The following is an 18,172-nucleotide window of genomic DNA, read 5'->3' on the forward strand; positions in this document are numbered from 1 at the left end:
GTATCAAATTATAATATTGTGAAAATGGTTGTACCTAATATGAAATATTTAATAGAATATAACACGATGCCCGTGGCTTTTTTCTTATTTTTACGGAAATTTGGGGTTCAAATCACAAATTAGATATATCGTAGTCTCAAATTACCAATTGTCGTACACTGGTACGGTCGTACCCTCAGATCTCCTGAGGGCTCTCTCGCGATGAGTGGTATAGCACTGCGAACAAACCAATACAAAAGGCGATTTTCTTGACTAAAGTAGTAGAAATTTCCCCAACCACAAGACATGAGGGGCATTCAAAGCTCGTTCTCAAAGTCAATGATGAGGGAATTATTGAGCGTGGCGACTGGCTCAGTATAACCCCTGTACGAGGTATTGAGAAACTGTGTGTCGGTAAGACGATGCACCAGGCACCCAAGATTTCCTCCCGTGTCTGCGGTATCTGCCCAATTGCTCACACCCTGGCAGGTATCGGAGCCATGGAAGCTTCAATCGGCTGTGAAATCCCGCAGGACGCATATCTGCTCCGGCTGATTCTTCAGTGTGCCAATAAGCTTCACAGTATTGCTCTGCACGACATCCTTGCGCTGCCTGATATGTATATCCCAGGCACCGAGACCAAGATCAACCCGTTCACTCCAGAAGAGCCGGTCAGAACCGTTGCAAAGCGGATTCAGCGCCTTCGTGAGATCGGTCAGATCATTGGTGAGGTCGCAGGTGGAGAACCAGTTCACCCAAGCAACCCACGGGTGGGTGGTATGTACTACAACATCGCCCCACAGGCCAAGCAGAAGATCTATGACCTCGCCAAGGAAGCACTTCCACTGGCAATTGCCCAGATGGAGTTCATGGTCGCAGTTTTCAAGAACTTCGAGAACCGGGACACTATCACCGTCGGCAAGAGCACCGTAGACCTGCCAAAGACCTTTGGGTACCACAACCAGGGATACATGGCTGTTGACTCGATATTCCAGTCATCAAGCCTTGACTTTGACCCCAAGTGGGATCCAAACCGCTGGACTGATGTCTCACCCTGGAACTGGTACATGGGAGAAGTAACCGTAGATCTCGAAGATCCGGACTACCCAATTGGTGGAACCTCAAAGGTAGGCACCAAGGCATGGCCACAGATGCAGGCATGTACCTCCATTCCACTCTACGATGGCCAGCCAGTTGAAGTAGGTCCACGTGCACGTCTGGTCCAGTTCAAGAACTACGACCACAAGGGAGCCATGGGCCTGAACATTGCCCGTGAGATGGAATACCCTGACTGTCTGTACACTATTCTGGACGCACTTGACGTTCTCGACTGCAACGGGTCTGTCCTTGCAGATGAGATCCCACAGGGAGACGGCAGCCTCGGATGGAACGCTAACGAAGCACCACGTGGCTGTGATGTTCACCTCGCACGTGTCAAGGATGGAAAGGTACAGGAATACAACCTGCTTGTGCCAACCACCTGGAACTTCCCGACCTGCAGCAGAGCACTTGAGGGTGCACCATGGCAGCTCGCAGAGGTTATTATGCGTGCATATGACCCCTGTGTATCCTGTGCAACCCACATGCTGGTCGTAGACGAGAACAAGAAGATCATCGCCCAGAAGCTCGTCCAGTGAGAGAGTCTCACGCATGCTGTTCCAGGAGATTGTGATATGCGGGTGCGGTAACCCGCTGTTCGCCGATGACGGGTTCGGACCGGAAGTGGTCGAGGAACTCAGGAAGATACCGCTACCTGAGACGGTGAAGGTGATTGATGCCGGCCTTGGAGGTCCTCATTTCATCTTTACTCTCATGGACCAGTCAGAAGAACCGGTGAAGAAGATATATATCATTGATATTGCGGACTTTGGAGGAAATCCAGGTGAGATAACGCTGTTAACTCCCAATGACCTGCCTCCGGGGAAATACCGTGATGCCCATTCATGGGACCTTGCAGAACCACTTCACCGCCTGAAAGAAAAGATCGATATCACGATCATTGGATGCCAGCCAAAGCGTGTCACTGCTCCCGATTTTGAGATCGGACTCTCGGATGAGGTTGCAAGCGCGATTCCACGAACGGTTCAGTTAGTACTGAAACTGCTGGAGGAGCATTATGGGACTACTATCGCTGATATTCGGGAAGAAAGAGAAGAAACCGGCAGAGGTAAAACCACCACAGCCGGCAGTTGCTCCTAAACCCGTGGCGAGTGTGAAACAAGAATCACATAAGGAGGAAAGACCTGTGTCTAACAAAATTACTCTCGGACATGTGCACATGAGTGGGTGCACTGGATGCTGTGTCTCTATTGCAGACACGTTCCAGGGCCTGTTCACTCTTCTTGACAACTATGCAGATCTGGTATACAGCCTGACGCTGGCTGATGTCAGACACATCCCAAAGATGGATGTTGCCCTCGTTGAGGGATCTGTATGTCTGCAGGATGAGCTTTCAATTGAAGAGATCAAAGAAACCCGTGAAAAGGCAACCGTAGTGGTTGCACTTGGTGGCTGTGCAGCCTATGGAAACATCACCCGGTTCAGCCGTGGTGGCCAGTGGAACCAGCCCCAGCATGAATCATTTGTGCCAATCTCCAAGCTGATCGATGTAGATGTCTACATCCCCGGCTGTGCACCATGCCCTGAAGTCATCAGAAATGTAGCCGTTATGGCATACCTGCTGCTCAAGGGCAACGACGCACAGAAGAAACTGGCAACTGCATACCTGTCACCCCTAATGGCTCTCGCAAAGGATGGCTCACGGATCGAGTCTGACAGTGAAGCCTGCGGCTGTGACATTATGCTCAAGGTCGTGAACCAGGGTCTGTGCATGGGTTGCGGAACCTGTGCAGCATCATGCCCGGTCTTCGCTATTTCCATGGAATATGGGAAGCCAAACATCGACCGCGAGATGTGCATCAAGTGTGGTGCCTGTTACAGTTCATGTCCACGGAGTTTCTTCAGCTTCGATGTCTGTGGAGACTACGAGAACATTCTCGGCGCTATTACTGCTGCCATGAACCCAGGAGGCAACTAACATGGATATGCTCGGCAAGTACAAATCCTGTGTTGCAGCACGCAGCACTAGCAGTGAGATTCTGAAGTGTTCCCAGGATGGCGGTATTGTTACCGGTATGTTTGTATACGCTCTTGAAGAGGGTATCATCGACGGTGCAATTGTCGCAGGACCTGGCGATGAACCTTGGAAACCACAGCCCATGGTTGCAACGACTCCTGAGGAGATCCTTGCAGCCCGGGGAACCAGGTACAATATCTCACCCAACATGTCTGTCATCAAGGATGCTGTTCGTCAGTACGGACTTGACAAAGTCGGTATCGTCGGCACTCCCTGCCAGATCCAGGCACTCCGCAAGGCACAGCTCTATCCGGTTGGTCTGCGGAACGTCACCAACAAGATTGCTCTTGCAATGGGTATCTTCTGCATGGAGAACTTCTCCTACCAGAGCATGAAGCAGATTGTTGAGGATCACTGCAACGTTGACCTGCACTCACTCAAGAAGACCGATATCGGGAAGGGTAAGTACTGGGCATACACCAACCGTGGTGCAGTCTCCCAGATCCCCCTGAAGGTCACTCACAAATATGAGCAGCCAGGCTGCCATGTCTGTCTTGACTACGTCGCTAACATGGCTGATATCTCAACCGGATCTGTTGGTACCCCTGACGGATGGAGCACCGTCTTTGTCCGGAGCACCAACGGAGACAGTATCTGGAAGAAGGCAGTCGAAGCTGGAGTCTTTGAGACCAAGGCAATCGACGGCATCAAGCCAGGTCTGGAACTGGTGACCAAGCTCGCAACCGAGAAGATCACCAAGAACCAGAAAGAAGTTGAGCACCGTGCAACGATTGGTGTAGGCAAGGGACTTCGGAACCCATACATCTAATCTTTTTTTTATACTTCGAACGATCAGTAATCTTCACCAATCGGAAGATACCTTAGTTTTCAGAAATTGAGAGATTCTTTGGCACCAAAATGCCATGTATCTTAAAAAAGTTGTCAGATCAATGCTCATGATATTATCCACGAGCCAGATTCTATTCCACCTTCCATTTCACGGATATATTCCCGACTGAAGATATCCGGTGTGACTGGCAAGATGCGACCATACAAGGATATAGTAAAGGCCGGTTTCCCGGCCCGAACCATCTGCTCCGGTAGTTTTTAGGGGGATGTACGAAGAGATAAAACATCTCTGAAATCAGCCATCAGTTTCAGAATGTTTGATTTCTCATGGTGAAGTCAGATCTGGATCATTCATGCTCAGCACACTGGTGCTGGTGTTCAGAACAGATACTGCCCCCACCGGGTTGAATCCGGCCGAATAGGAAATCTTGCGCTGCCTTGTCAACGGCTCCCGATACTCCCAGGATCACGTCAATTCCATTCTCATGAAAGAGATCAACTGCCCGCTGTCCCATGCCACCGGCGATGATGACATTCACCCCGTGCGAAGCAAGAAACGGAGGCAGTTTCCCTGGCTCATGAGCCGGGCTTTTTAGATCCTCAACATGCCCGATTACAGAACCGTCTTTCTGATAAATGGCATATGCTTCACAGTGTCCAAAGTGGCCTGATACCTGCAGACCATCACGAGCGATTGCTACCTTCAATTAATTCCCTCCACAATATCTTCTTGCCATTCCCGTGCCTCTTTTTCTCCCGGAGCCACGTTGAGATCCAGGTTGGGATCCACCCTGACGAAATCCGTCCTGGTTGTTCTCAACAGGTTGATCCATCGTTGGCAACACGAGTTCATCTGAAGGATTCATTGCCGGATAACACCGGCCATGACGCCACCCAATCGGACCGCAACCCGTGGGCCCGGTTCCATCCATTCCTGGCATGTCATTCACCTGATGCAGAATATCTGCATTATTACACATATGAGTTTAAGTATATAATATTAATTATGATGGCATGGATCAGGACAATCATCGGATTCTCTCCTGATGCATCGGGCTCCAAGTTTTTTCGGACAAATGTCCTCATTCTCTTTTGGGCAGGACCCTTCAGAACGGATTGTACAATCACGGACTTCAATGATCTTTCCATGCACCAGGGCATCGGCTACTTTCATCCTGACTTCATGGATATCTTTCCAGACCGTTTTCCGGGAGACTCCAAGGACCACTGCCGCTTCTTCCTGTTCCATTCCCTCAAGGTCAATGAGTCTCATGAGTTCAATCTCTTCAGGCAGGAGGGAGACTGAACCGAGATCTTCTCCGGTATTGCACTGCGGGGCATAACATCGCCACGGCCCGTGCTCACCAATTCTCCTCCTGATCCGTGGCCTTCCTCGTGTTTTACAGGGATTTTCTTCGGGATTCTCTTCAGGGATCATATGAGTTGAAGTTCATGTGCGAGATAATCGACCGCATTTCTGATCTCTATAGATGCCGGACCCTCATGAAGGGAAAATGGCTCACGATTCCTGGTCGCTTTCATTACCAGGGGATCAAGCGGAATTTCACAGAGGATCGGAATATCAGACTCTTTGGCAATGGTTCTGAGTAGAACAGTACCGTCTGGAACAAGATCCGCCCGGTTGATGATCATCACCATCCTGCACCGCAGGGAGCGGCATACCGTGATCAATCGCTCAATATCATGTCGTCCGGACGATCCGGGTTCAGCAACAAGAATGACAAGATCGCAACCAGTGACTGCGGATATCAACGGACACCCGATTCCAGGGGGACCATCAATCAAAACGAGCGGGATATCCGGTGCAATCTCCCGGGCTTTCTTTCGAATCTGGTGAACCATCAACCCTGAATTCCCACTCCCCGGATTCAGTGCCCCATCTATGAAGGGACCGAACCGGGTTTGTGCAGACCTGATCGCTCCCCCAATATGTGTGACCATCTTCACTGCGTCTGCGAGACAGACATACTCGCATACCCCACATCCTTCACACTTGACCGGATCTACCTGAACACGATCCTTGAGAACAGAGATAGCATGAAACCGGCAGTTGGTAACACAACAGCCGCACCGGGTACACCTATCAGGATCGATGAAGGCACGATCCATTCCGGTGAATGGTTCAGAGACTATCGTCTCCGGCCGCATAAGCAGGCCAAGATTCGCAGCATCCACGTCACAGTCTGCCATCACTATCTTTCCTGGAAGGAGTGCAGCGATGGCTCCGGTCACCACTGTCTTTCCCGTCCCTCCTTTCCCGCTTACGACCGCAATCTGGATCATCGGACACCTGCCAGCGTGATGCAGTCCTGGCCCAGCTTGAAGAACTGTTCACGCCACTTGGGATCAGCTCTGCTGATGATCTGACCACTCCCCTGCTGAAGTGCGATAGTGCGATCAAACGGGATGTGCATCAGAATCGGAATATTCTGATCTCTGCAGAAAAACTCCACGATACTATCGGTAGTATCGCTCCGGTTGATGACAACGCCAACCGGAATGTGGTACAACTGTGCTAGTTTATAGATCAGCGTAAGATCATGCAATCCGAACGGGGTTGGCTCGGTTACCAGCAGGCAGAAATCGCATCCCTCAAGTGTTTCCATCGCTGCACAGGCAGTACCCGGAGGAGCATCAAGGAGGACAAGATCCTCAGGATTAAATTGGTTTCTCACCGCACGGATCACCGTAGTGGTGTGGATAGATCCTTCACATAGTGTCCCGGTGATGAGCCGGAGTGACGGTTCCGGGTTTGACCGATGCAAAACTCCAACGACTTCAGATCGCTCTGATATCGATCCGGTCGGACATACCATACTGCATCCCCCACAGGAGTGACAGAGCTTGGGATACTGGAGCACCTGATCTTTCAGCACAATAAGGGCGCCATACCGGCAGAACTGGCCGCACTTCCCACAGAGAATACAGGTCCCAGTGTCTATCTCCGGGACTAGGACAGTAACTTCTTCTTCTTCTGCCTGACCTGAAAAGAAGAGATGAAGGTTCGGCTCTTCAACATCGCAGTCTGCAAGAGTCACCTGTATGGAGGAGGATAATGCCAGAGCCAGGTTTACGGTAACGGTGGTTTTACCGGTTCCTCCCTTTCCGCTTGCAATCGCAATCTGCATAACGGTTTCACGAAGACTGAGGGTTCTTTCCTAATTCAGTAAGCTTGCCTGCTTTGAACTGTTCCAACGCATCGGAGACCGTACCTGCTCCTTCCCAGATGAACACTGAGATTCCTGCAGCAAAAAGGGCGGTCTCTGCATTCCCACCGATACGGGGGGCAATCAGGTGAGTGACCTGGTTCTGTACCAGCATCTGAACTACCTGGGGGCCGACTCCTCCGCTTCCTGCTGCTAAAGTGTTCTGAAGCGAGACTGTTTCACCAGTCTCCGGGGTTACCATGATGATGTACGGAGCTCTTCCAAACCGCGTGTCAAACGGATCGGTGACCGCGGGACCAGATGAGGGAACTGCTATTCGCATAGTATATAATTACACATATGAGTAATAATAATATCTGCATCCGGGAACCGGATCACGAGGGATCCTGGATCAAACAAGGAGATGAATACTATTACCAACCACTCTACCGAACATGGTTCCCATCCCCCTATGGATCATCAGCATGAATACACCGAGGAAGAACTCCTGCTCAAACTAGAAGAGTTCGGCTATGATCCCGCATTTCAGGACTATTACCGCCGATGTATCCCGTTTCATACCTACCCGGCACCCGGCCTTCTCATCGCTATCGGAATGGTTGATTATGCCCTTGAACTACTTAGTGCCAAACCCGGCGAGAAGGTGTATGCAGTCTGTGAGACACAGAAATGTGCTCCAGATCCACTGCAGGTCATTGCATATTGCACGGTAGGAAACCACCGGCTGCGGGTTGTCCCAATAGGCAGGTTTGCAATAACCATGAACCGGCCCTCATTGACCAACTCTGCCGATGGATTCCGGGTGTATGTGGATACTAAAAAACTCGGTCCATACCCGGTTCTTGAAAAGTGGTTTGCAAACAGTCCCGAGTTTTCAAAGCGAACCATGGTCAGAACCCTGGTCGATGAGATACTTGCTTCGAAACGATCCATCCTCTCAGTTCAGAAGGTGAGAATCCCGGTAACCCAGAAGGTACGATGGAACTCAGCGATCTGTAAGACGTGTGGCGAACCAATCCCTGAAAAACTGCTGGAAGGAGACCGGTGTGCAGGATGCGGGAGTCTCCGGTACTACGAGGTAATTGAATCCTGAATAGGAGTAAGGGAGCACTCAAGGAGATAAGAGAGAACAGTTCCAGGCTGCATTACGGGTATGCCCTCTAACAAGTCTGCATCTGCATATCTCATCTCTTCTATCGTTTCGATAGCGATCTGAAACCCCTGTTCCGAGGCCCCGAATCTTAAAGTTGGCTATTAACAGGAATGCCTCTTCAAATTGCTGCCACGCAAATTTGTTATACTTCTACACCCATGAGTCACTTATCAGGTGAGATACATGACACGAAAAAAGACAATAGTACCTTCAGAATTGATCCCGGTCAGATCAATACCAAGGCGGGCATTTCTCATTGTATTGATCATCATGGGGATATGTACCCTCCATGTAACTGCATTACCAACCGTTATGTTTCCGCTCAAACCTTCTCCGGCAACCGGTCCATACCAGGATGCTGAATTTCTTGATATTGCAAATGAGACGATCTATGGTCTGTCTGACCAGACAGTTCCAAATGGTACATTGTTGCGGGAACTTCAGACAACCCAGCAACAACTTGCAAAAATGAGTATCAGCCCTGAACTCTACCCAAGGGCCAGGAAGATCAATGCGTATCTCTATTACACCTCTAAAGCCGGTGATGAGTTTTCGGATGCCATGAGTCTTGCGAGTAAGCCGTACTCACCAGCATATAATGATGATTCGGTAATCAGCGAAGCGAAACAATATCAAACCGCATCAACGGTTATATGGAACCAGATCGCTTATCTCTACCCGGGAGTAACTCCATATCGGCTTGAAACAGCGACAAAACCATTTTCACCAAACGAAGACCCGAATTTCAAGTGGCCTTATGAATCATTTCCCCCATATCCTACCGGAGATCTTTGGTAAGTGAAAGTCCAGATACCATCATCTCTTTTCGATACTATCCATCAGCCGGTCCATAACCTCATCAATGGCTCTCCAGGTTGGTGAATCCTGTTTCTTCCCAATAAACGGATGACCCGCATCCCCGGCTTCACGCATCTGGATGTCGAGAGGTATCTTTCCGAGGAATGGAACATGATGTTCCTGTGCAATCCGCTCACCCCCTCCACTTCCGAAGAGATCGATGGTTCCATGGCAGTGAGGACACGAAAGACCACTCATATTTTCAATCACTCCAAGGACCGGCATCTCAAGCATCTCTGCAAAGGTGATTGCTTTTGTTGAATCCAGGGTTGCAACATCCTGCGGTGTCGTTACAATCACAGCTCCCCTGATATTAGGAGCAATCTGTGCAATCGTAAGCGCCTCATCTCCGGTACCGGGAGGGAGATCCACAATCAGATAATCGAGACTCCCCCATCTGACCTCGGATAGGAACTGCCTGATCACTCCCATCTTGATAGCTCCCCGCCAGACCACTGGATCTGATTTATTCTTCAGCAGAAAGGCCATGGAGATGACCTGAAGAGTTCCCGTCATCCTGACCGGAACCAGCATCTCCCCATCTCCCTGGAGTTGGTGCTCTTCAAGGCCCAGCATCTTGGGTATGCTCGGACCATGGATATCGAGATCTAAAAGTCCGGTCTGCTTTCCACGGGCAGCGAGTGCATAGGCCAGGTTTACTGCAACCGTAGACTTGCCGACTCCCCCTTTTCCTGAAAGGATCAGGATCACATTCCTGACATCAATTGTCGCTTTTTCAGGAGCTCCATGTGCGGGAGCCGGCGGAGAGGCTGGAGATTGATCATCAGTTTCCGGTTTTCCAGGAGATTGTGTTGTTTCAGGTGAGGCATCAGTCATGTAAGGACTCCGTTATTCATACCGCATGGAAACCACCACATGCAAAATCAGAGAGGAAAACTGACATCAGATTGTAAATTCGCTCTGAATAATCCAGATGATGGGATCCTTGTTTGTATCTATCTATTTATTACCCATATGGGTAATAATCACTTCTCTTTTGTTACAGGATATTGCTGATAGTTCGGGGGATTACTCATCCTCATACCGCATGATGAGGTGACTGCTGTGGATAGCCGACCGGATTTTTAAGAAGGCCGACGTACCGGTAGGGTAGTCTCGATATGATCCTGATATTCCTGAACGAGTAAAAACAAGAAGTATATCCGGGCATATCTCAAACAGCCAGGTAATCATCGCGTTAGTTCAGAAATGCTGACCCACTGGTGGGGGGATTGGTTGCATCGGCAAACATCCCTTGTGAACCAGAGTAGTCCCCAAGTTTCTGTTGTGCTTCAGCTAGTCCGTCATAGAGATCCGGGAGAGCAGCCTGATCTGAGGAGATACCATCTTTCACCAGTCCGATTGCTTCTTTGAATGCTTCCTGAGCAGATTGATACCGGCCCAGCACTAACGAGGTTCTGCCTATCCCGGCATACGCAGCCCAGGCAGATTCCCATATATCTGGCAGGGTGATCGCATGTTGATATGATTCTAGCGCGGTTTGAATGCGTTTGCTTTTTTCAAGGGCTAATCCCCGGCCTAACCAGGCCTCATATGATCGAGGATTTAGCCCGATTGCCTCTTCGAACTGTCCTTTCGCTTCAATATACGAACCACCGGCTATGAGTTCGTTTCCTTTGCTGATAGCAGAAGAGAACGCCGGACTCTCTTCATCAACACCAGTTGTGTCTCGTGGATAGTAATAATCCGGTAGAATACCGGTGTCAATCCGATCAAGAACCCAGTCAGGTGCACCGAGCCACCCCTGTGTATACCCATCATCAGCAGACACCAAGGAAGGGACAAACCATACAACCAGCAGTAAAAATCCAGGAATCAGGAGGGAGGTTCTATTAACAGCGGGTGACCGGAGAGATAAATCGTTCCATTGCATAGGTTCACCTTGGAGTTGAATGAGAAATACTTTCTATACCGGGCACTCATGGTGGCGTCCGGGATGCACCGGATGATGACTGATGAACATCATCAGACTGAACTGTGATCAGTTCACAGGGTACGTGGCCTGATCCATAGTTGCTCCTTTCCTGATGAATGACCTATATCTCCGCTACCCGCATCTGGGTAGCATCAGGAGTCTTCCCATGCGATCACATACAAGAGGATCCACAGAAGGGGAAATCATGCTATGACATCCTGCAACCTCCCTTCCACTCTGATTAAATATGCTGAGTTCTGAAGGAGTGGAAGAACAACATCACAATTGAGGAGGATGAGACCGAATAAAAAAAGGCATCAATACAATTAATAGAACTATTATATTAACATCACATACTTTACACATTCATTCTATTGGGATCATGTGATCATCCTATGACGTTCCAAAAGAATAGCAGCAGACAGGTACCCATGCATACTCAAGAGGTAACGAATTCTGATATCCCGGTCATCCAAAAATCAGGGAATCATTTTTCAAATGAACAGGAAACCAGGGGGTTTGATATGATCGCTTCAACGATTTTCTCCCCGATATACCCGGTGATTGCAGGTCAGATACTTGAGCGAACCGAAAAAAGGACTGGTGTCGCCCTGGATGCGGGCACTGGACCGGCCCACCTTTCAGTTGCGGTTGCAAAACAATCTGAACTAAAAGTTTTTGCTCTTGACAGTTCACCCACCATGCTCAAGATAGCATGGGAACATATCGTCACCGAAGATCTCGTACAGAGAGTGGTGCCGGTTCTTGGAGATGTTCATTCAATACCATGTGAAGATGGAACGATTGATCTGGTATTCAGCCGGGGGTCGTGGTTCTTTTGGGAAGAACTGTATCAGGCATTTCAGGAGATCTACCGGGTTCTGACTCCGGGTGGTATCGCCTATATTGGCGGAGGATTCGGGAATCAAAAACTCAAAGCAGAAATTTTCCATAAAATGAATGACAAAGGCCCTGAATTTGAAAACGGTGTCAAGGAGAGACTTGCCAGAAATTCTCCGGAACGAATCAGAACTGAACTTGATAAGGCCGGTATCAGATCATATGATCTCATTCAGGATGAATCAGGGTTCTGGGCGGTCATGAAAAAATGAGGGATGTATATGTCTAATACCTGCACGTTTTGCGAAATCAGATGTACTATTCCGGATGGGCTTTCCGGACGCTGTGGGATGTATACCAACCTCGACGGTCAGATCATCGAACGATATCCGGACTCGTATCTTATCGAGTACCCAATCAGTATTGAGACGACCCCGTTTCTCCATTTCTATCCACGACATACATTTCTCCAGGTTAGCACGATAGGATGTAATTTCAGATGTGAAGGATGCGTTTCAGAACTGCTAACCCAGACAGTATCAGAGTTTTCACCTTCCCTCATGCACAAAACTCCGGATATGATCGTGCAAAAAGCCCGTGAAGAGTCATGCCACGGGATTGTTTTTGCTATCAACGAACCAGCGGTTTCATTGCCATCATTTTTGCGATTAGCCAAAACAGCACGAGAAGCAGGACTACTCATCGGATGTTCAACAAATGGATATTTTTCCCGTTCCTCTTTTGAAACACTCATTCCCTATCTTGATACCGTAGCAGTTGGGATCAAAGGAAGCTCGGACAAAGAGTACCAGATGTGTGGCGCCCAATCGCCAGAACCCGTTTTTCGGACTATTGCCACATTGATAGAGAACAATATCCATGTTGAAGTGACGGTGGTTCATGAACAGGGAAACGAAGAAAGTCTGCTCAGGATATGCAACAGAATAGCAGATATCTCGGAACATATTCCGATTCTGGTCATGCGGTTCATTGCGTTTGGTGATGCTGAACTCTCTATGGAACCCGGGATTCTGGATTCTGAACAGATATGTGATCAGATTCGGAGACGGTCACCGTATGCCTATCTCTTTAATTCACCGGGTTCATCATACCTTGACACGCGGTGTCCCAGGTGCGGATCTGTGGTAGTCCATCGTGAATTTTATGGCCCGATGGGAGCCAGGGTCATACATCAGCAGGATAACTGGGTTTGCACCTGCGGGTATCATGTTCCCTATACTGGAACATGGTCACGAACGAGTTATCAGGAAAAAGGGATGATGGGGGGATATCGTCCGACACGGGCGTTAGAGGTTATAAAGGCGGTCACTACCTGCCTTGGGATCACTGACGCCCATACGAGTGCACGGGTATGGGTGGATTTCATCTCGCATAATTATATCGATGCCATTCACAGGAATATTCTGAATATAGAAACATTTTATGAGGTAATTACACATCTGGCTACGATTACCGGAAAGGATCAGGAAGGTGCAGATTTAATCGCGTATATTCGTGAACGCACGGGTTATATATCAGGATTAGTATCAGGACTCAAAAAGCCCACGGTACTTTATGCTATGGGAACCCCGCTCTTTGTGCTCAATGAAGAGCGGTTTGAAAATAAGATGGTGATTGCAGCCGGGGGAGAGCCTCTCAACCGTGATCTCCCCCGACAGGGTAAACCAGGCATCATGGTAGAACCCGCATATATCAACCAGATGGATCCCGAAGTGATTATAATTTCAGGATTTCTCTCGACACCGGTAGAGGATGTATATGCGATATGTGAAGAGAAAGGAATCGATGTGCAGGCAGTAAGAAACCGGAGAGTATATGTTATGCCTCCATCGTGGGATTTCGGAAATCCGCGATGGATTTTAGGGCTCGCAAATCTTGCAAATCTTCTGCATCCTGATGAGGTGCATATCGACATGGAAGAGGAGGCAGACAGATTTTATCAGAAATTCTATCATATTCCCTATGCAGATGCCAGACCAAACCGTTCATTCTTCAGACCGTCATCAGAGGCATAACGTATCGAAACAGGAATATGATCCCACTATGAACAGCAATAATGAGCATTCTACGAGAGGGTATTGGTGAAATATTGACTGAATTTGAACTTTTGTTAGAAAAAGCAACTGATTTTCATGGCGAAACTTGTCCGGGAATCGTTATGGGAACCAGAATGACGATAGCAGGACTGCGAGAACTCGGTATGGATCCTCATACCAAAACCCATGACCTGATCGTTTATGCCGAGGTTGATCGGTGTGCAGTCGATGCAATCCAGGCGATAACCGGAGTTACTCTTGGCCGCAGGAGCCTGAAACTCATGAATTATGGCATATTTGCTGCCACTTTCATTGACACTGGATCAGGTAAAGCGGTGCGGGTCTCTTTTCTGCCACCATGGCCGGATCAGATCCAGGGTATGATGGAGTTTGGAAAAACCGTCCGTAATGCACCTGAAGAGGAAATATTCCGGATTCAGGAGGTCAGTGTGACCATTCCACCCGAAGAGAAACCAGGCTTTCCCACCAGAAAAAACAGGTGCGTACGATGTGGTGAACAGATTATGGATGGAAAAGAGGAGATCCTAGATCAAGCACCGGTCTGCAAAAAATGTGCTCATGGCCCCTATTATGGGACTGTTTAAATCTGAATTTCGGTTATCCTCATGTAAACATTGTCTTTGAGTGTCAGGCGAAAGAAATTTGAAACCCTCAACGTCTGTTAGGTGAAATCACAATTGAATATCCCAAAATGATTTATAAAAATTAAATATCAAGATAGATCATATCATTTTTAATATGACAGAAGAAATTACATTACGATAATAATGCAGAGCAAGGTAACCAGATCTATTATACTGGCCCTGATGAGCCTCGTTATTGCGGGATTACTCATACCAGGAGCATTAGCGGCAGATACTGCAACTCAATCTGCAAATCAGAGCAGTAATGTCTCAATTGACGACCTGATGGCCAAAAATCCGGATGCCCTTCTTATCTATGCCGGAGCAGGACTCAAGAAAGCGGTTCAGGAAATTGGTTCCTCTTTCACAAATGAAACCGGAATTCCGGTAGTCTATAATTTCCAGGGATCCGGGGCACTTCTGACTCAGATGGATATTACCCGTAAGGGAGACGTATTAATTGCTGGTGGATCTGATGCGTTCCAGAAAGCAGAGGATAAAGGGCTCGTAGGAGAACCCCAGTATCTGGCATATCATGTTCCCATCGTTACAGTGCAGAAAGGTAATCCCAAGAACATAACTTCTATCGAGGATTTTGCAAACTCAGGTCTTAAGATCGGACTTGGTGACGTAAAAGCAACAGCGATCGGATTAACCGGCGATAACCTCTTCAAAGACCTTGGAATTGCTGATGATGTAGAGAAGAACGTGGTCGTGAGAACCTCAACTATCAATGAACTGGTCTCTGCCATGAACGCAGGATCAATTGATGCATCACTTCTCACCCTGGACCAGATCAATGATAAGACCATGGACACCATTCCCGTCAAAAATGTGAATGATTATGTCCTGGTTGTATCAGAGGGAACCACAACCTTCTCAAAGCAGCCGGAAAATGCTCAGAAATTTGTAGACTACACTGCTTCAGATGCCGGAAAAGCAGTCTTCAAGAAATTCGGATTCCCAATCTATGGAGATGAGGAGTACAAGGACGTAAAGCCGTGAAAATGAACACAGATTCAACATTTCATCCAATTCGGATGAAAGAAATTCATCTTTCGGATCCCATTCATCTGACCAGAACTATCAGGTTGAGTGGGGAATAAACAGAAAGAATGCCGGAGAAGAGATACATGGGTAAATTTTTTTACCCTATCACGGCCATTCTCGCTTTCTTCTCAGGAGGAGTAACCCTCCTGGTACTGGGCGGACTCATCACCTTTATCAGCCCGGATAGCATTGTGCAGACACTCACCTCTCCAGAGATAGGATACGCAATTCAGCTCTCCCTCGTTACATCGATCATTTCAACTACACTCTGTGCTGTTGTTGCGATTCCATCAGGCTATATTTTGAGTAGAGGAGGTCTGTATGGTCAGCGACCTCTGGTCATGCTTCTTATGCTGCCACTCTCTCTTCCTCCGCTTGTTGCCGGAGTTGCATTGCTCCTGTTTTTTGCCAGAACCCCAATCGGAACCGGGCTTGAAGATATCGGTATTACCGTTGTCTACACCCAGCTCGGTATCATCGTGGCACAATGGTTTGTCAACCTCCCGTATCTGATACGGGTGATGAGGTCTTCATTTGCCATGATCTCGCCCCGGTACGAACATATAGCCAGAACACTCGGGTGTACTGATTTCCAGGCATTCTGGCATATCACCCTCCCAATGGCCAGGGCCGGCCTGATATCAGGTCTCGTAATTACCTGGTCAAAAGCAATGGGAGAATTCGGTGCGGTTCTGATGCTTGCCGGTGCAACCCGGATGCATACCGAAACCCTTCCTATTGCTCTGTATCTGAATATGGCTACCGGAGATCTCGATATTGCTATCACCACAGCGTGTATTCTTCTGGGAATTGCTGCAGTAACCATGTTCTTCTTCGAACGCCTGTCTGAAGGGAGTGAGCGGGTATAATGCTGTTTGTTGATAATGTATCACTCACCCTTGGAGACTTTCATCTCAATTCGCTCTCCCTGCATCTCGAGAGTCCTGAATACTGGGTAATAATCGGCCCGTCAGGAGCAGGGAAAACAATTCTTCTTGAGACGATAGCAGGCATTCATCGGCCAGATAAGGGAAGGATATACTTTGAAGGTAATGACATCACCCATTATCAGCCCAAAGATCGGCATATAGCCATGATGTACCAGGATCTGATGCTTTTCCCCCATATGACTGTCAGAGAGAACATCCTTTTCAGTATGAAGATCAGGAAGACCGATGACGATGATATTAAGGAAAAGGTATCCGATCTGGTGAATATCCTCGGTATCAGCAATCTCATTGACAGGAATCCGGATACACTCTCTGGTGGAGAAGCACAGCGGGTGGCGCTTACACGAGCCCTGATCCAAAAACCACGACTGCTCCTGCTTGATGAACCCCTCTCGGCCCTTGATTCCATGACCCGTGAACGGCTCAGACAGGAGATTCGAAAGATTCACCAGCACCTCAAAATTCCAATCATTCACATCACCCATCATTTCGAGGACGTATATGCCCTGGCAGAAAAAGTAGCAATCATGCAGGATGGCATGATTGTACAGACCGGAAAACCTGAAGATGTCTTCTCTCATCCCTGCACCCCGTATGTTGCACAGATCTGTGGAACAGAGAATATCTTCAGGGGAGAAGCAACAGCGGACGGGACCGGGTCAGTCCTAAACCTTGGCGCTCTTTGTATCAGAATTACCGCACCGTATTCAGGTCCGGTTGTTGTGGCACTCAGATCTGAAGATATCATCATCTCATTAGAACGATTCAGATCCAGTGCCCGTCATACCCTTCAGGCAACCGTAGTCGAACTGATACCATCGGGGCCATTTATCAGGGTTGTCCTAAATACGGGTATCAGGATGATTGCCATGGTCACCCGGACAAGTTGCGAAGAATTCGCGCTTAAACCCGGATGTCAGGTCTTTGTTACCTTTAAAGAATCAGCAATCCATGTTATTCCCACCGGGGAGTTGGATGATGAGAGGAGACAGTGACGGCATACTCATATGACAGGTATCCTGTCGTTCCTCGCATGTATACAGAAGACACTGAAAAATGATAGAATTAGTACACAAGGAGAAGATTATGAACCTAACACGTGAACACGCAAATAAATGGAAAAACGCAGAGATCATCTTTCACCCGATTGGAGTAATTCATTCTGAACACACAGAACATGACAATACCCCGATTCAGGGAATTTTTAATCCATCAGTTGGATATATCGAAATATTTGAGGAAAATGCTGCCGGACTCACCGATATTGAATCGTTCTCCCATATCTATGCACTCTATTATTTTGATCGGGCTACTGCTCAGAACCTGGTACAAAAACCATTCCTTGATGGGGAAAAAGAGCGGGGAATTTTTGCAATCCGACATTTCAACCGGCCAAATCCTATCGGTCTTTCAATCATGGAGTTACTCGAGGTTGATGGGAACATTCTGAAGGTTTCCGGTGTTGATGTGTTGGATGGAACCCCGGTTATTGACATCAAACCCTATGTCAGACAGTTTGATCACCGTGAAGAAGTGAGGAGTGGATGGGTTGATACGAAACATATGGATGATATTGCAGTTCCACTCTGCAA

21 protein-coding genes are annotated in these 18,172 nt (G+C 48.2%); 13 read left to right on the plus strand and 8 right to left on the minus strand.

Translation table 11 applies throughout. The annotated features are described in order from the left end of the window. Positions 1–248: 248 nt before the first annotated feature. From frhA to frhB, 4 genes are read left to right on the plus strand one after another with little or no spacing between them, the layout of a single operon-like run. Complete coding sequence (frhA, locus tag LUQ50_RS08015; protein ID WP_300038870.1) at positions 249–1,616, plus strand: coenzyme F420 hydrogenase subunit alpha; 1,368 nt, start codon at positions 249–251, stop codon at positions 1,614–1,616. A gap of 13 nt (positions 1,617–1,629) precedes the next feature. Beyond that, on the plus strand, positions 1,630–2,178 hold the full coding sequence (gene frhD / locus LUQ50_RS08020; RefSeq protein ID WP_300038873.1) for a coenzyme F420-reducing hydrogenase, FrhD protein: 549 nt from the start codon (positions 1,630–1,632) through the stop codon (positions 2,176–2,178). A gap of 46 nt (positions 2,179–2,224) precedes the next feature. Next, positions 2,225–3,016 carry a coenzyme F420 hydrogenase subunit gamma gene (frhG, locus tag LUQ50_RS08025; protein WP_300038929.1) on the plus strand — a complete coding sequence of 264 codons (792 nt, stop codon included), beginning with the start codon at positions 2,225–2,227 and terminating at the stop codon, positions 3,014–3,016. Between the two features lies 1 nt (position 3,017). Continuing rightward, positions 3,018–3,884 (plus strand): coenzyme F420 hydrogenase subunit beta, encoded by an 867-nt coding sequence (frhB, locus tag LUQ50_RS08030; RefSeq protein ID WP_300038876.1) that lies wholly within the window; start codon positions 3,018–3,020, stop codon positions 3,882–3,884. 367 nt (positions 3,885–4,251) lie between these two features. Here frhB and LUQ50_RS08035 read toward each other — a convergent pair whose 3' ends face one another. Genes LUQ50_RS08035 through LUQ50_RS08060 form a run of 6 tightly spaced genes read right to left on the minus strand, consistent with a single transcriptional unit; the run spans position 4,252 to position 7,414 of the window. Next, entirely contained in the window at positions 4,252–4,611 is a 360-nt protein-coding gene (locus tag LUQ50_RS08035) for a NifB/NifX family molybdenum-iron cluster-binding protein (protein ID WP_300038879.1), read from the minus strand. After that, positions 4,612–4,854, minus strand: coding sequence for a hypothetical protein (locus LUQ50_RS08040; protein WP_300038881.1), 243 nt, complete (start codon positions 4,852–4,854; stop codon positions 4,612–4,614). Between the two features lie 50 nt (positions 4,855–4,904). Continuing rightward, positions 4,905–5,342: a DUF134 domain-containing protein gene (locus LUQ50_RS08045; protein ID WP_300038884.1), complete on the minus strand. Its 438-nt coding sequence runs from the start codon at positions 5,340–5,342 to the stop codon at positions 4,905–4,907. Continuing rightward, on the minus strand, positions 5,339–6,208 hold the full coding sequence (locus LUQ50_RS08050; protein ID WP_300038887.1) for an ATP-binding protein: 870 nt from the start codon (positions 6,206–6,208) through the stop codon (positions 5,339–5,341). Before LUQ50_RS08050 ends, LUQ50_RS08045 begins: the two co-directional genes overlap by 4 nt. Then, entirely contained in the window at positions 6,205–7,053 is an 849-nt protein-coding gene (locus tag LUQ50_RS08055) for an ATP-binding protein (protein ID WP_300038890.1), read from the minus strand. Before LUQ50_RS08055 ends, LUQ50_RS08050 begins: the two co-directional genes overlap by 4 nt. A 7-nt stretch (positions 7,054–7,060) precedes the next feature. Continuing rightward, positions 7,061–7,414 (minus strand): NifB/NifX family molybdenum-iron cluster-binding protein, encoded by a 354-nt coding sequence (locus LUQ50_RS08060; protein WP_300038893.1) that lies wholly within the window; start codon positions 7,412–7,414, stop codon positions 7,061–7,063. A gap of 81 nt (positions 7,415–7,495) precedes the next feature. Between LUQ50_RS08060 and LUQ50_RS08065 the strand changes: the two genes are divergently transcribed. Together LUQ50_RS08065 and LUQ50_RS08070 are read left to right on the plus strand one after the other, a co-directional pair. After that, positions 7,496–8,185: an FmdE family protein gene (locus tag LUQ50_RS08065; RefSeq protein ID WP_300038896.1), complete on the plus strand. Its 690-nt coding sequence runs from the start codon at positions 7,496–7,498 to the stop codon at positions 8,183–8,185. A 243-nt stretch (positions 8,186–8,428) separates the two neighbouring features. Continuing rightward, a complete protein-coding gene (locus LUQ50_RS08070) occupies positions 8,429–9,043 on the plus strand; it encodes a hypothetical protein (protein WP_300038899.1) in 615 nt (204 codons plus the stop codon). 18 nt (positions 9,044–9,061) lie between these two features. On the opposite strand, the gene LUQ50_RS08075 is transcribed toward LUQ50_RS08070, so the two are convergent. Continuing rightward, a complete protein-coding gene (locus LUQ50_RS08075; RefSeq protein WP_300038902.1) occupies positions 9,062–9,940 on the minus strand; it encodes an Mrp/NBP35 family ATP-binding protein in 879 nt (292 codons plus the stop codon). 361 nt (positions 9,941–10,301) lie between these two features. Next, positions 10,302–10,895 carry a tetratricopeptide repeat protein gene (locus LUQ50_RS08080; RefSeq protein WP_300038905.1) on the minus strand — a complete coding sequence of 198 codons (594 nt, stop codon included), beginning with the start codon at positions 10,893–10,895 and terminating at the stop codon, positions 10,302–10,304. A 575-nt stretch (positions 10,896–11,470) separates the two neighbouring features. On the opposite strand from LUQ50_RS08080, the gene LUQ50_RS08085 reads away from it, so the two are divergent. From LUQ50_RS08085 to tsaA, 7 genes are all read left to right on the plus strand, one after another. Continuing rightward, positions 11,471–12,151 (plus strand): class I SAM-dependent methyltransferase, encoded by a 681-nt coding sequence (locus tag LUQ50_RS08085; RefSeq protein WP_300038908.1) that lies wholly within the window; start codon positions 11,471–11,473, stop codon positions 12,149–12,151. A gap of 9 nt (positions 12,152–12,160) precedes the next feature. After that, positions 12,161–13,915: a radical SAM protein gene (locus tag LUQ50_RS08090; RefSeq protein WP_300038911.1), complete on the plus strand. Its 1,755-nt coding sequence runs from the start codon at positions 12,161–12,163 to the stop codon at positions 13,913–13,915. A 74-nt stretch (positions 13,916–13,989) separates the two neighbouring features. Further along, complete coding sequence (locus LUQ50_RS08095) at positions 13,990–14,541, plus strand: FmdE family protein (protein WP_300038914.1); 552 nt, start codon at positions 13,990–13,992, stop codon at positions 14,539–14,541. 183 nt (positions 14,542–14,724) lie between these two features. Beyond that, entirely contained in the window at positions 14,725–15,585 is an 861-nt protein-coding gene (gene modA / locus LUQ50_RS08100; RefSeq protein ID WP_300038917.1) for a molybdate ABC transporter substrate-binding protein, read from the plus strand. A gap of 128 nt (positions 15,586–15,713) precedes the next feature. Then, the gene (locus tag LUQ50_RS08105; protein ID WP_300038920.1) at positions 15,714–16,499 is read left to right on the plus strand and encodes an ABC transporter permease; all 786 of its coding nucleotides are present in this window, start codon (positions 15,714–15,716) and stop codon (positions 16,497–16,499) included. After that, on the plus strand, positions 16,499–17,575 hold the full coding sequence (locus LUQ50_RS08110) for an ABC transporter ATP-binding protein (protein ID WP_300038923.1): 1,077 nt from the start codon (positions 16,499–16,501) through the stop codon (positions 17,573–17,575). The genes LUQ50_RS08105 and LUQ50_RS08110 overlap by 1 nt, the downstream gene beginning before the upstream one ends. A gap of 91 nt (positions 17,576–17,666) precedes the next feature. Further along, positions 17,667–18,172: tRNA (N6-threonylcarbamoyladenosine(37)-N6)-methyltransferase TrmO (tsaA, locus tag LUQ50_RS08115; protein WP_300038926.1), on the plus strand; the 506-nt coding region annotated here is incomplete at its 3' end.

Origin of the sequence: Methanospirillum sp. (assembly GCF_028679455.1) — an archaeon.
Lineage (GTDB): Archaea > Halobacteriota > Methanomicrobia > Methanomicrobiales > Methanospirillaceae > Methanospirillum.

What these genes read in the sequence shown, in the direction of transcription:
- LUQ50_RS08090 (WP_300038911.1), top strand. Translation starts at nt 12,161, where the DNA reads ATGTCTAATACCTGCACGTTTTGCGAAATCAGATGTACTATTCCGGAT.
- LUQ50_RS08045 (WP_300038884.1), bottom strand. Translation starts at nt 5,342, where the DNA reads ATGATCCCTGAAGAGAATCCCGAAGAAAATCCCTGTAAAACACGAGGA.
- modA (WP_300038917.1), top strand. Translation starts at nt 14,725, where the DNA reads ATGCAGAGCAAGGTAACCAGATCTATTATACTGGCCCTGATGAGCCTC.
- LUQ50_RS08065 (WP_300038896.1), top strand. Translation starts at nt 7,496, where the DNA reads ATGAATACTATTACCAACCACTCTACCGAACATGGTTCCCATCCCCCT.
- frhB (WP_300038876.1), top strand. Translation starts at nt 3,018, where the DNA reads ATGGATATGCTCGGCAAGTACAAATCCTGTGTTGCAGCACGCAGCACT.
- LUQ50_RS08055 (WP_300038890.1), bottom strand. Translation starts at nt 7,053, where the DNA reads ATGCAGATTGCGATTGCAAGCGGAAAGGGAGGAACCGGTAAAACCACC.
- LUQ50_RS08060 (WP_300038893.1), bottom strand. Translation starts at nt 7,414, where the DNA reads ATGCGAATAGCAGTTCCCTCATCTGGTCCCGCGGTCACCGATCCGTTT.
- LUQ50_RS08110 (WP_300038923.1), top strand. Translation starts at nt 16,499, where the DNA reads ATGCTGTTTGTTGATAATGTATCACTCACCCTTGGAGACTTTCATCTC.
- frhD (WP_300038873.1), top strand. Translation starts at nt 1,630, where the DNA reads ATGCTGTTCCAGGAGATTGTGATATGCGGGTGCGGTAACCCGCTGTTC.
- LUQ50_RS08085 (WP_300038908.1), top strand. Translation starts at nt 11,471, where the DNA reads ATGCATACTCAAGAGGTAACGAATTCTGATATCCCGGTCATCCAAAAA.
- LUQ50_RS08105 (WP_300038920.1), top strand. Translation starts at nt 15,714, where the DNA reads ATGGGTAAATTTTTTTACCCTATCACGGCCATTCTCGCTTTCTTCTCA.
- LUQ50_RS08075 (WP_300038902.1), bottom strand. Translation starts at nt 9,940, where the DNA reads ATGACTGATGCCTCACCTGAAACAACACAATCTCCTGGAAAACCGGAA.
- LUQ50_RS08050 (WP_300038887.1), bottom strand. Translation starts at nt 6,208, where the DNA reads ATGATCCAGATTGCGGTCGTAAGCGGGAAAGGAGGGACGGGAAAGACA.
- LUQ50_RS08070 (WP_300038899.1), top strand. Translation starts at nt 8,429, where the DNA reads ATGACACGAAAAAAGACAATAGTACCTTCAGAATTGATCCCGGTCAGA.